10 protein-coding genes are annotated in these 13,053 nt (G+C 71.4%); 6 read left to right on the top strand and 4 right to left on the bottom strand.

All coding sequences use genetic code 11. The features are described 5' to 3' along the window. Positions 1–100 precede the first annotated feature (100 nt). On the top strand, positions 101–742 hold the full coding sequence (locus AC3EUV_RS37490; RefSeq protein ID WP_432147045.1) for a superoxide dismutase: 642 nt from the start codon (positions 101–103) through the stop codon (positions 740–742). 137 nt (positions 743–879) lie between these two features. Here the strand turns inward: AC3EUV_RS37490 and AC3EUV_RS37485 are convergent, their stop codons facing one another. Next, positions 880–1,524, bottom strand: coding sequence for a mycothiol-dependent nitroreductase Rv2466c family protein (locus AC3EUV_RS37485; RefSeq protein WP_432147044.1), 645 nt, complete (start codon positions 1,522–1,524; stop codon positions 880–882). Positions 1,525–1,644: 120 nt separating this feature from the next. Between AC3EUV_RS37485 and pepN (AC3EUV_RS37480) the strand changes: the two genes are divergently transcribed. Then, positions 1,645–4,233, top strand: coding sequence for an aminopeptidase N (gene pepN / locus AC3EUV_RS37480; protein ID WP_432147043.1), 2,589 nt, complete (start codon positions 1,645–1,647; stop codon positions 4,231–4,233). A 124-nt stretch (positions 4,234–4,357) separates the two neighbouring features. Beyond that, positions 4,358–5,380, top strand: coding sequence for a hypothetical protein (locus AC3EUV_RS37475; RefSeq protein WP_432147042.1), 1,023 nt, complete (start codon positions 4,358–4,360; stop codon positions 5,378–5,380). 13 nt (positions 5,381–5,393) lie between these two features. On the opposite strand, the gene AC3EUV_RS37470 is transcribed toward AC3EUV_RS37475, so the two are convergent. Both AC3EUV_RS37470 and AC3EUV_RS37465 read right to left on the bottom strand, forming a co-directional pair. Next, positions 5,394–7,133: a TIGR03767 family metallophosphoesterase gene (locus AC3EUV_RS37470; RefSeq protein ID WP_435604834.1), complete on the bottom strand. Its 1,740-nt coding sequence runs from the start codon at positions 7,131–7,133 to the stop codon at positions 5,394–5,396. Between the two features lie 299 nt (positions 7,134–7,432). Next, a complete protein-coding gene (locus tag AC3EUV_RS37465; RefSeq protein WP_432147040.1) occupies positions 7,433–7,684 on the bottom strand; it encodes a hypothetical protein in 252 nt (83 codons plus the stop codon). A gap of 145 nt (positions 7,685–7,829) precedes the next feature. On the opposite strand from AC3EUV_RS37465, the gene AC3EUV_RS37460 reads away from it, so the two are divergent. Next, positions 7,830–8,432 carry a TetR/AcrR family transcriptional regulator gene (locus AC3EUV_RS37460; protein ID WP_432147039.1) on the top strand — a complete coding sequence of 201 codons (603 nt, stop codon included), beginning with the start codon at positions 7,830–7,832 and terminating at the stop codon, positions 8,430–8,432. Between the two features lie 141 nt (positions 8,433–8,573). Beyond that, on the top strand, positions 8,574–9,605 hold the full coding sequence (locus AC3EUV_RS37455; RefSeq protein WP_432147038.1) for an aspartate-semialdehyde dehydrogenase: 1,032 nt from the start codon (positions 8,574–8,576) through the stop codon (positions 9,603–9,605). Between the two features lie 66 nt (positions 9,606–9,671). On the opposite strand, the gene AC3EUV_RS37450 is transcribed toward AC3EUV_RS37455, so the two are convergent. Beyond that, positions 9,672–10,193, bottom strand: a complete 522-nt coding sequence (locus tag AC3EUV_RS37450; RefSeq protein WP_435604833.1) for a DUF1203 domain-containing protein — start codon at positions 10,191–10,193, stop codon at positions 9,672–9,674. 196 nt (positions 10,194–10,389) lie between these two features. On the opposite strand from AC3EUV_RS37450, the gene pepN (AC3EUV_RS37445) reads away from it, so the two are divergent. Next, on the top strand, positions 10,390–12,990 hold the full coding sequence (gene pepN, locus AC3EUV_RS37445; protein ID WP_432147036.1) for an aminopeptidase N: 2,601 nt from the start codon (positions 10,390–10,392) through the stop codon (positions 12,988–12,990). Positions 12,991–13,053 lie beyond the last annotated feature (63 nt).

The raw sequence follows: 13,053 nt of genomic DNA, 5'->3' as shown, positions 1-13,053 counted from the left end.
GCCGTTCCCCGCGACCGGCCGGTGATCACTCCTGCTGATAGCGTGCTCTTGCACATTGATTGCAACTACTGCTGGTAAGCAGCTTGGAGGCGGGATCGGCATGGCGACCTACACACTTCCGGAACTCCCCTACGACTACGCGGCACTGGCCCCGGTCATCAGCCCCGAGATCATCGAGCTGCACCACGACAAGCACCACGCGGCCTACGTGAAGGGGGCGAACGACACCCTGGAGCAGCTCGCCGAGGCGCGCGACAAGGACCAGTGGGGCAGCATCAACGGCCTGGAGAAGAACCTCGCGTTCCACCTCTCCGGCCACATCCTGCACAGCATCTACTGGCACAACATGACCGGTGACGGTGGCGGCGAGCCGCTGGAGAAGGACGGTGTGGGCGAGCTGGCCGACGCGATCACCGAGTCCTTCGGCTCGTTCGCGAAGTTCAAGGCCCAGCTGACCAAGGCGTCGGCCACCACTCAGGGTTCCGGCTGGGGCGTCCTCGCCTACGAGCCGGTCACCGGCCGGCTGATCGTCGAGCAGATCTACGACCACCAGGGCAACGTCGGCCAGGGCTCGGTCCCGATCCTGGTCTTCGACGCCTGGGAGCACGCCTTCTACCTCCAGTACAAGAACCAGAAGGTGGACTTCATCGAGGCCATGTGGCAGGTCGTGAACTGGCAGGACGTCGCCAGGCGGTACACCTCCGCCAAGCAGCGCGCGAACAACCTGCTGCTGGCGCCGTAACACCGTGAGTCGTCCTGCCTCGTGATCGTCTTCTCACCGCTCACCCGGCAGGCGGAATGACGGAGCGCCCCCGCACGTCCGATACGTGCGGGGGCGCTCCCATGTGCCCGGGCCGCAGTGTCCCGGTCGCAGGTGTCTCAGTCGAAAACCGGGCCCTGCGTCCGCGTCCGCTTGATCTCGTAGAAGCCCGGGATGGACGCGACCATCAGCGTCCCGTCCCACAGCTTGGCGGCCTCCTCTCCCTTGGGGGCCGGGGTGACGACCGGGCCGAAGAAGGCGATCTGCTCGCCGTCGTGACCGGGGACGGCGATGACGGGCGTGCCGACCTCCTGGCCGACCAGGTCGATGCCTTCCTTGTGGGAGGCGCGCAGCTCCGCGTCGTAGGTGTCCTTGCCGGCGTACTCGATCAGGTCGGCGGGCAGGCCCGCGTCGTCGAGGGCGGCGGCGATGCTCTCGGGGTTCACCCCGAGGCCCTCGTTGTGGATGCGGTTACCGAGCGCGGTGTAGAGCCTGCCCACGACCTCGTCGCCGTGCAGCTGCTGCGCGGCGATCACCACGCGGACCGGGCCCCATGCCTTGCCGCCCGGGGCCATGTTCGCGCGGTACTCCTCGGGCAGCTCGTCGAGCTTGTCCTCGTTCAGCACCGCCAGGCTCATCACATGCCAGCGCACGTCGACCGGGCGCACCTTCTCCACCTCCAGCATCCAGCGGGACGTGATCCAGGCCCAGGGGCACAGCGGGTCGAACCAGAAGTCTGCGGGGGTCTTCGCGGTCTCGGACACGGGGTCTCCTCTTCACGGCTGTGCACGTAGGACGGTGCTGTTCCTGAAGGTTCAACCCATGGCGGGCGTGCCATGATTCCCGTTGTTCGATATTCGAGACGAGGTCGAGGGAGTCACGGCGTGCCAGGTGAGAATCTTTCCCGGGACGAAGCACGTGAGCGGGGCCGGCTGCTCAGCGTCGACGCCTACGACGTGGCGCTGGATGTCCGCTCAGCGGTCGCCGGTGACGCGGCCGCCGAGACCTTCCGCTCCCGCACGACGCTCCGCTTCCGCTGCGCCGAGCCCGGTGCCTCGACCTTCGCGGACCTGCTGGCACCCTCGGTCACCTCGGTCACCCTCAACGGCCGGGAGCTGGACCCCGGGGCGGTGTTCGACGGCACCCGGATCACGCTGGACGGGCTGGCCGCGGAGAACACCCTCGTCGTCGACGCCCAGTGCGCCTACAGCCGGACCGGTGAGGGTCTGCACCGCTTCGTGGACCCCGAGGACGGCGAGGTCTACCTCTACACGCAGTACGAACCGGCCGACTCCCGCCGGGTCTTCGCCAATTTCGAACAGCCGGATCTGAAGGCCCCGTTCACCTTCGAGGTGACCGCGCCCGAGGGCTGGGTGGTGCTCAGCAACGGCGCCCAGGAGGGCGAGGCCGAGGGCGGCCGGCACCGTTTCGCGACGACGCAGCCGATCTCGACGTACATCACGGCCGTGGTCGCCGGCCCGTACCACTACGTCTCCGACACCTACCGCCGCACCTTCGAGGACGGCAGCGAGCTGGAGATTCCGCTGGGTGCGCTCTGCCGCAAGGGCCTGGCCAGGCACTTCGACGCGGACGACGTCTTCACCGTCACCAAGCAGGGTCTGGACTTCTTCCACGACCACTTCGACTTCCCGTACCCGTTCGGGAAGTACGACAGCGCCTTCGTCCCGGAGTACAACCTCGGGGCGATGGAGAACCCGGGCTGTGTCACGTTCCGCGAGGAGTTCATCTTCCGCGGCAAGGTGACCGAGGCGTCCTATGAGCGCCGGGCCAACGTCATCCTGCACGAGATGGCGCACATGTGGTTCGGCGATCTGGTCACCATGCAGTGGTGGGACGACCTGTGGCTGAAGGAGTCCTACGCGGACTTCATGGGTGCGTTCGCGCTGGTGGAGGCGACGCGCTTCCGGGACGCCTGGATCACCTTCGCCAACCGCCGCAAGTCCTGGGCCTACCGCGCCGACCAGCTGCCCTCCACCCACCCGGTCACCGCCGACATCCGTGACCTGGAGGACGCCAAGCTCAACTTCGACGGCATCACCTACGCCAAGGGCGCCGCGGTCCTCAAGCAGCTGGTGGCGTATGTGGGGCAGGAGGCGTTCCTGGAGGGCGCCCGGCGCTACTTCAAGCGGCACGCCTACGGCAACACCCGGCTGACGGATCTGCTGACGGTGCTGGAGGAGACGTCCGGGCGGGACCTGGCGAGCTGGTCGCGTGCCTGGCTGGAGACCGCGGGCGTCAACTCCCTCACCCCGCAGGTCACTTATGACGCCCAGGACCGGATCACCGAGCTGAGCATCCTCCAGGAGGCTGCCGACGAGCGGCCGGAGCTGCGGCCGCACCGGGTCGCGGTGGGGCTCTACCGGCGCCAGGGCACGGACCCGGCGCTGGTGCGCTACGCCCGTGCGGAGGTGGATGTCTCCGGGCCGCGGACGGCCGTTCCGGAGCTGGCCGGGGCCGAGCGGCCCGAGCTGATCCTGGTCAACGACGACGATCTGACGTACTGCAAGGTCCGTTTCGACGAGGGGTCGCTGGCCACCCTGCGGGCCCGGCTCGGTGACCTGGCCGACCCGATGGCGCGGGCGCTGTGCTGGGCCGCGCTGTGGGGGCTGACCCGGGACGGCCTGATGCCGGCCCGCGACTACCTCGACCTGGTGCGGCGGTTCGCCGGCCAGGAGACCGACATCGGGGTGCTCCAGTCGCTGCACGGGCAGGCCCGGACGGCGCTGGATTACTACTCCGCGGCGGACCGCCGGGAGCCCGCCGCGCGGGAGCTGGCCGAGGGCGCGCTGCACGAGCTGCGGCTGGCCGAGCCCGGTAGCGGCCATCAGCTCACCTGGGCCCGGCACTTCGCCGCCCTCGCGACCGCCCCCGCCGATCTCCAGCTGCTCCAGGGCCTGCTGGACGGTACGGCGAAGATCGACGGCCTGGACGTGGACCAGGAGCTGCGCTGGGCCCTGCTGGAGCCGCTGGCCGCCCACGGCGTCGCGGACGAGGCACAGCTCGCCGCCGAGCTGGCCCGTGACGACACCGCGTCCGGCAAGCGCCACCAGGTGCGCTGTCTGGCCGCCCGCCCCTCGGCCGGGGTCAAGGCACAGGCGTGGGCGGACGTGGTGGACTCCGACACGCTGTCCAACGCCCTGGTGGAGGCGTCGATCGCCGGGTTCGCCCAGCCGGGGCAGCAAGAGCTGCTGGCCCCGTACGCCCCGCGCTACTTCGCACAGATCGAGCGGGTGTGGCGGGAGCGGTCCATCGAGATCGCGATGGATGTGGTGCGCGGGCTCTTCCCGGCCTCGCTGGTGGAGCGGTCCACGCTGGAGGCGGCGGACCGCTGGCTGGCGGAGCACGGTCAGGCGGCGCCGGCGCTGCGCCGGCTGGTGCTGGAGGAGCGGGACGATCTGGCCCGGGCGCTGCGGGCACAGGCTTGTGACGAGGCGGCCGGGGGGCGGCCGTAACCCCCGCGTCGAGCAGCCTCTTTCGGCAGTCGAACGCCCGTACTTTAGTACAGGGTTGTCCGGTTTGTGGTACGGGCGTGTAACAGCGGTTAGGGGGCGGAGCGGGGACGGGAATCGACCCGTCATGAACCACGACACCCCGCTCTCCCCCCTCCCCCTCCAGCACCTGACCGCCTCCCGGCGACGGGTGATGACCACCCGTCAGCTGCGCGAGCACGGCATCCCCGCCGCGGAGACCACCGAACGCTGCCGCCCCGGCGGCGGCTGGCAGCAGGTGCTCCCGGGCATCTATCTGCTGCACCCGGGACCGCCCACCAGCGAGGAGCGGCTGCACGCGGTCCTGCTGTACGCCAGTCACCGGGGGCCGGGCGTCCCCCGGCAGAGCGGTCCGTCGGGAGACGCCCCGGAGGCGATGATCACGGGCCTGGCGGCGCTGGCCCTGCACGGCTTCACCGAGGCGCCCCCGCTGCTCGCCCTGAACCGCATCGAGGTGCTGGTCTCCCGTACCCGGCGGCTGCGCTCCACCGGCTTCGCGCGGATCCTGCGGGCGGTGGAACTGCCCGTCCCCCAGGACCTCACCGGGGTGCCGGCCGCACCGGTGCCGCGGGCGCTGGCGGACGCGATCGGCACGCTCACCGACGCCGCGACGGTGCGCCGGCTGCTGACCGAGGCGGTACGCGGCGGCCACTGCGAGGCGAGCGCGGTGGTACGGGAGCTGAGCCGGGCGCGGCTGCTGACCCGGCCGCATGTGGTCGACGCGGTGGACACCCTGCTGGCCGAGGGCCGGGCGCTGGCCGAGCAGCAGCTGTACGCCATGGTGCGTGCGCACGGGCTGCCGGACCCGCTGTGGAACGTCGATCTGCGGCTGCCGGGCGGGCCGCAGCTGGGCGGTGTGGACGCCTTCTGGCCGGAGCACTCGGTGGCCCTGGAGATCGACACCCGGGCGCCGCGCGCCGAGGAGGACCCGCTGCACTCCCCGTTCTTCCAGAAGCGCGAGCATCTGGAGCGGCTGGGCATCACCGTCGTCCGCTGTCTGCCCCGCACCCTGCGGCAGTCCCCGGAGCAGCAGGCCGCGGTGGTCCGTACGGCTCTGATGGCCGCCGGGGACCGGGAGCCGGGTGCGTATGTGGTGGTGCTGCCGCGGTAGGGGGCGCGGCCCGTCAGCGCTTGAGCAGCAGCTCGACGTTGCGGTCCCGGGCCGTGCCCGCGAGGTCCGGGCGGGCCTGGGGGGCGTTGAAGGACAGCTCGCGGTAGAGCGCGGCCAGGCCGGTCTGCGAGAGGTCGGTGAAGTCCGTGCGGTGCGGGGCGGCCGACTCGACCAGGGTGGTGAACAGCGACAGCGTGCCGTCGTGGTTGTCCACCAGCTCGATGACCCGGGCCAGTTGCGGGAAGTCGATGTGCGAGGCGGTGGAGATCTCCCAGAAGCCGTCGTGCGCGATGATCTCGTTCTTGTGGCTGTGGCCGTTGATCCAGCCGACGACGCCGGGGTACGCGGCCAGCACCTCGACCAGCTCCGCTCCGGTGTGCCGCTTCTCCTGCGGCCGGGCCGGGTCGGGGCGGGTGTTGTTCATCGTCTTGCTGGTGTGGTGGCTGAAGACCAGCACATGGGCCTTCTCGCCCTTCTCGTTCTCCTTGAGGGTCCGCTCCAGCCAGCGCAGCTGGGCGTCGCCCACCGAGCCGGTGTAGTGGCCGCCGGGGTCGGTGGTGTCCAGGCTGATGCCCAGGACGTGGTCGGAGATCCGGAAGCTGTAGTAGAGGCGGTTCCCGTCGAGGTGTGCGGCGGTGTAGCCGTGGCCGTGCGGGCCGTGGCCGGTGTGCGCCGGGTCCAGGTGGGCGCGCAGGTATTCGGTCCGGGTGAACGGGGCGCGCCGCTCGTCGGGGGTGACCCGCCGGGCCTGCTTGGCGTGTGACGTCAGCAGCCGCTTGAAGTCCTCCCCCTTGGGGTCGAGGCCGTTCTTGACCGCTTTCCACACCTTCGCGGCCTCGGCGGCGGGCAGCGTCTCCAGCTTGCGTTCCCCGGTGGCGATCTCGGCCCAGAAGGGGTCGCCGGGCGCGTAGCAGCCGCCGGGCAGCGAGTCGTGGTTGCCGACCGTGGAGTACCAGGGCAGGTGCAGGCCGGGGCTGTGGACGGTCCGGATCGCCGCCTCCAGGAACCCGTCCAGCCGCGGGAAGCCCAGCTGCTTGTCGGCGTCGCGCAGCGCGCTGTCCGGCTGCCAGTACAGCTTCAGCCCGCTGTCCTGGACGCCTTCGTAGCGGCGCCGGTCGCCGGAGTTGGGGGTGATCTTTCCGCCGCTCATCGCGGTCAGATACCACTCCAGCTCCAGCTTGGAGTTGTTGTCGGTGTTGTCGCCGGTGGTCATCACGAAGGACAGCGGGGCGCCGGTGGCGGGCCCGCCGGGCAGCGCGTTGACCCGCTCGATCAGCGAGACGACGCCGGCCACGGACAGCGCCTCCTGCGGCCGCCAGGCGCTGGCGGTCTCGGCGCGCAGGTACTCGTAGCGCAGCGGGCTCTGCACATCGACCAGGTGCAGATCGGTGAACTGCACGAACGAGGCCAGCGCGGTCCGCCGGCCGTCCCGCCCGCCGTGCGCGGTGCCCAGCTCGCTGCGGACCACCCGGTCCCAGGCGGGGCCGTCACCGAGCCGGCGGTAGCCTCCGCTGCCGCGCGGGGCGGACACGCCGCCGAGGGTGGTGCCCCGGGTGTAGGGGACGCGGGGGACGGCGGGCGCGTCGACCGGTACCGGCGCGGCCGGGGCCGGGCCGGGGCTGACGGTGGCGGCCTGCGCCGCCCGTTCCGGGCCGAAGGCGAGCCCCAGCCCGGTGGCGGCGCCGACGGCTCCGGTGGCGGCGAGGAACGTACGGCGGTCGAGAGTGGTGGCGGCGGACCGTATACGGGACATACGCGGGCTCCCCGGGTGCGAACACGAAGGCGGCCGGGCAGCACAACTGCCCTGTCACCTTGGATCGTTGGCACCGGGGGTGACCTGAACGTGAACGCCACCGCAACGCGGAGAACCCATCACCGGACAGGGATCTCCGTGTCACCGGGAGGCCACTGGACGCTGTTCCGGGCGGTGAGAGCCGGTCACCGGACGTTCATCCGGCGGACGGACGGGCCGGGGCGCGACCGGGACGTCCCGCCCGGCGCGCGGCGCTCCCCCGGCTGCCGCCGGGAGGTGCCCCCAGGCCCGCGCGCCCGTCAGGAACCACCGGCCTCCTTGCCGCGCGGCCACACCGCGAGGGCGACCAGCACGGCGGCCCAGACACCCAGCGGCAGCAGCGGCCAGTAGAACGTCGGCTCGCCCTTCTGGAAGCAGCGCACTCCCCAGACCGCCGACAGGATCACCGCACCGCCGAGCCAGTAGCGCCACTCCTCGATCCACTCCCGCAGCTCCTTGCCGTCCCGCTCCCGGTCCGCGATCCGCTCGGTGTGATCACTTCGTTCCGCCATCACTGCCCCCTTCGGGCAGGCACCGCCTCGGCGCCCGCACCACCTTGAGAATACGGTCGTATCCCAAAAAGAATACACCCGTATCCTGAAGGCGCACGCGCACGACGAGAGCCCGCCGGACGGCGGGAGTGAGGAGCAGCACACCGTGCCCAGGACCGTGGACCGTGCCGAACAGCGCCGGCAGATCGGCGCCGCCGTCCTGCGGCTGGCCGCCGAGCAGGGGCTGGACGAGGTCAGCGTGCGCACCGTGGCCGCCGCGGCGGACCGCTCACCGGGCGCCGTACAGAAGTACTTCCGCACCAAGGACGAGATGCTGACCTTCGCCGCCGAGCTGGCCGGGGAACGCTTCGAGGAGCGGATGGCCGCCGTCGACAGCGGTCTGCCGCCGCGCGAGGCGCTGCGCGCCCTCGTCCTCGCCACCCTCCCCGTGGACGCCGACCGCCGGGCCGAGGCCGCCGCTCAGCTGGCCTTCGCCACCCGTGCGGCCCACCACCCCGGGCTCGGCGCGATCCGCCGGCAGGTCGACCGGGACGTCCGGGCGGCCCTCGGCGGGTGGCTGGCGGCCGCCGGGCACGGCCGCGGCCCGGAGCCGGAATCCGAGTGCCTGGCCCTCGCGGACGCCGTGATCGCGCTGTCCGACGGACTGGCGCTGCGGCTGCTGTACGCACCGGACGACCGGGAGACGCTGCTGCGCGCCCTCGACCGCGCCCTGGACGCGCTGATCCCGCCGGCGGTCCCGCACCCTTGACACAGTGCGGCCCCGGCGTCCGCCACGCTCCACGGAATGGAACGGATTGGACAAGGCGACGGGTATCACACACATGATGGAGGCACTACTGAGCAGGTGTTCCGAGCAGACACCCGAGCCAGGCCAGAAAGAAGGAGTCCCATGAGGATCGGAATCGTCGGAGCCACCGGACAGGTCGGCGGCGTGATGCGAGGCATTCTCGCCGAGCGGAACTTCCCGGTCGAGCAGCTGCGGCTGTTCGCTTCGGCCCGGTCCGCCGGACGCACCCTGCCCTGGCAGGACACCGAGATCACCATCGAGGACGCGGCCACCGCCGACTTCTCCGGTCTGGACATCGTCCTGTTCTCGGCCGGCGGGGCCACGTCCAAGGCACTGGCGGAGAAGGTCGCCGCCGCCGGCCCGGTCGTGATCGACAACTCCTCGGCCTGGCGCCGTGACCCCCAGGTCCCGCTGGTCGTCTCCGAGGTCAACCCGCAGGCCATCACGGACCGCCCCAAGGGCATCATCGCCAACCCGAACTGCACGACCATGGCCGCGATGCCGGTGCTGCGTCCGCTGCACGACGAGGCCGGGCTGGTCTCGCTGGTCGTCGCCACCTACCAGGCGGTCTCCGGCAGCGGGCTGGCCGGTGTGGAGGAGCTGGACGGCCAGGTCCGCAAGGTCATCGAGCAGGACGCCACCAAGCTGACGCACGACGGCGCGTCCGTGGAGTTCCCGGAGCCGGACAAGTACGTCGCCCCGATCGCCTTCAATGTGCTGCCGATGGCCGGCGCGATCGTCGACGACGGGCTGAACGAGACCGACGAGGAGCAGAAGCTCCGCAACGAGAGCCGCAAGATCCTGGAGATCCCGGACCTGAAGGTGTCCGGCACCTGCGTCCGCGTCCCGGTCTTCACCGGCCACTCGCTCCAGGTCAACGCCCGCTTCGCGCGTCCGATCAGCCCCGCGCGGGCCCAGGAGCTGCTGGCCGGCGCCCCCGGCGTCACCCTCGCCGACGTGCCCACCCCGCTCCAGGCCGCCGGCCAGGACGCGTCCTTCGTGGGCCGGATCCGCGAAGACGAGACCGCCGAGAACGGCCTCGCGCTGTTCGTCTCCAACGACAACCTCCGCAAGGGCGCGGCGCTGAACGCCGTCCAGATCGCGGAGCTGGTCGCCGCGGAGCTGCGCGGCTGACCGCAGCACGACAGAACGGCGGGTGCCCGTACGGAGTCTCCGTACGGGCACCCGCCGTTTCCGGTGTCAGGGCCGCCGGACCTCGAACTGGAAGCAGCCGTACTCCACGGCCCGGACGTGCACCAGCGCCGTCTCCGGGTCCGCGAACGCCTCCCCGAGGGCGGCGTCGAACGCGGCATCGGCGTCCTCGGGAACCTCCAGGTAGCGGCCGCCGATGATCTGCCCCTGGGCGTTGTAGCGGCGCAGCACGCGCAGCGCAGCGGCCCCCGTGACCGGATACCGGCCGGCCACGGCGTCCGGCCCGCCGCACGGTTCGGCGTGCACGAACACCGGGCCCTGCTCGTCGTACGCCCCGGGCGCCGCCCCGGTCGCGGCCGCCCAGCGGCGCAGCGGCGCGTACGAGACCAGGGCGACCCGCTCGCCGGCCCGGGTGTCGCGCAGACAGCAGCGCAGCAGCGCCCCGACGGCGTCCTGCGGCGCCCCGTCCTCACGGGCGGTGAACGGCTCGGCGGGCCGGCCGGCGTCGTCGGTCGAGCAGAGCTCTTTGTGGGCGGTGGGCGGGAGGGCAAGTGCGGTGTAGGTCGTCATGGCCCCAGCGTCGTCCGCGCGGCGCGCGTGCGCTGGCGGGAATCGGACGCCGTGATCGGCGCGCGCTCCGGAGCGCGCGGATGCTGGCCCGGCACGGCCGTTCCGCACTCTTCGATCACCACCCCGCGGGGGCCGGACCACATGGAAGGATGGCCGAAGAGTCCGATGTGATGACCCATACGAAGGAGATGGCCGGGTGCCTGGCACAAATCTGACCCGCGACGAGGCGCAGGAGCGCGCGCGCCTGCTGACCGTGGACGCGTATGAGATCGACCTCGACCTCTCCGGTGCGCAGGAAGTCGGCGCGACCGGGTCGGGCGAGGACGGGAGCACAGGAGGCACGTACCGGTCCGTGACGACCGTGCGGTTCGAGGTCGCCGAGGCGGGCGCGGACTCCTTCATCGATCTGGTCGCGCCGGCCGTGCACGAAGTGGTGCTCAACGGCGAGGCGCTGGACCCGGGCGCGGTGTTCAAGGACTCGCGGATCGCGCTGGCGGGGCTGCGGGCCGGCCGTAACGAGCTGAGGGTCGTGGCGGACTGCGCCTACACCAACACCGGTGAGGGACTGCACCGTTTTGTCGACCCGGTGGACCAGCAGGCTTATCTGTACACCCAGTTCGAGGTGCCGGACGCCCGGCGGGTGTTCGCGTCCTTCGAGCAGCCGGACCTGAAGGCGACGTTCCAGTTCACCGTGAAGGCCCCGGAGGGCTGGACGGTGATCTCCAACTCGCCGACGCCGGAGCCGAGCGACAACATCTGGCGCTTCGAGCCGACCCCGCGGATCTCCACCTACATCACCGCGCTGATCGTCGGCCCGTACCACAGCGTGCACAGCACGTACGAGAAGGACGGGCGGACGGTGCCGCTGGGCATCTACTGCCGGCCGTCGCTGGCCGAGCACCTGGACGCCGACGAGATCTTCGCGGTCACCCGGCAGGGCTTCGAGTGGTTCCAGGAGAAGTTCGACTACGCCTACCCGTTCGCGAAGTACGACCAGCTCTTCGTGCCGGAGTTCAACGCCGGCGCGATGGAGAACGCGGGCGCGGTGACCATCCGCGACCAGTACGTCTTCCGGTCCAAGGTGACGGACGCGGCGTACGAGGTGCGCGCGGAGACGATCCTGCACGAGCTGGCGCACATGTGGTTCGGCGACCTGGTCACCATGGAGTGGTGGAACGATCTGTGGCTGAACGAGTCGTTCGCCACCTACACCTCGATCGCCTGCCAGGCCTACGCCCCGGGCTCGAAGTGGCCGCACTCCTGGACGACGTTCGCCAACTCCATGAAGACCTGGGCGTACCGGCAGGACCAGCTGCCGTCCACCCACCCGATCATGGCCGAGATCAATGACCTCGACGACGTCCTGGTCAACTTCGACGGCATCACCTACGCCAAGGGCGCCAGCGTCCTCAAGCAGCTGGTCGCCTATGTCGGCATGGACGAGTTCTTCCAGGGCGTGCAGTCCTACTTCAAGGCGCACGCCTACGGCAACACCCGGCTGTCGGATCTGCTGGGCGCGCTGGAGAAGACCAGCGGGCGGGATCTGAAGACCTGGTCGAAGAAGTGGCTGGAGACCGCCGGGATCAACATCCTGCGGCCGGAGATCGAGGTGGACGGCGCCGGCGTCATCACCTCCTTCGCGGTGAAGCAGGAGGCTCCGGCGCTGCCGGCCGGCGCCAAGGGCGAGCCGGTGCTGCGGCCGCACCGGATCGCGGTCGGCGCCTACGAGCTGCGGGACGGCAAGCTGGTGCGCACCGAGCGGATCGAGCTGGACGTGGACGGTGCGCTGACGCCCGTACCGCAGCTGGTGGGCAAGCAGCGGCCGGCCGTCCTCCTGCTCAACGACGACGATCTGTCGTACGCCAAGGTCCGGCTGGACGAGGAGTCGCTGAAGGTCGTCACCGAGCACCTCGGCGACTTCACCGAGTCGCTGCCGCGCGCGCTGTCCTGGGCGTCGGCCTGGGACATGACGCGGGACGCCGAACTGCCCGCCCGGGACTATCTGTCGCTGGTGCTGTCGGGCATCGGCAAGGAGTCGGACATCGGCGTGGTCCAGTCGCTGCACCGCCAGGTGAAGCTGGCGCTGGACCTGTACGCGGCGCCGGACTGGCGCGAGACGGGTCTGGCGACCTGGACCGCGGCGGCGCTGGAGCAGCTGCGGGCGGCCGAGGCGGGCAGCGACCACCAGCTGGCGTGGGCCCGCGCGTTCGCCGCCTCGGCCCGTACGGATGCTCAACTGGACCTCCTTCAGGGCCTGTTGGACGGTACGGAAGAGATCTCCGGGCTCGCCGTGGACACCGAGCTGCGCTGGGGGCTGCTCCAGCGGCTGGCGGCCACCGGCCGGGCCGACGAGAAGGCCATCGCGGCGGAGCTGGACCGGGACAAGACCTCCGCGGGCGAGCGGCATGCCGCGACGGCGCGCGCGGCGCGTCCCACGGCGGAGGCGAAGGCCGAGGCCTGGGCCTCGGTCGTGGAGTCGGACAAGCTCCCCAACTCCCTTCAGGAGGCCGTCATCGGCGGCTTCGTCCAGCCGGACCAGCGGGAGCTGCTGGCGCCGTACACCGCGAAGTACTTCGCCGCGGTGAAGGACATCTGGAACTCCCGCAGCCACGAGATGGCGCAGCAGATCGTGGTGGGCCACTACCCGGCGCTCCAGGTCTCGCAGGAGACCCTGGACGCCACGGACGCCTGGCTGGCCTCGGCCGAGCCGACGCCGGCGCTGCGCCGGCTGATGACCGAGTCGCGGGCCGGCATCGAGCGGGCACTGAAGGCGCAGCAGGCCGACGCGACGGCCTGACCGGAGCGCACCGGCCGCCACGGCCGGTGGTGACCCCGGCGGGCGGGCGCCCGGTGCGCTCCG

This window comes from Streptomyces sp. bgisy130 (genome assembly GCF_057708345.1).
Note: the sequence above shows the minus strand (reverse complement) of the source record. Positions and strands in the feature narration are given on the sequence as shown.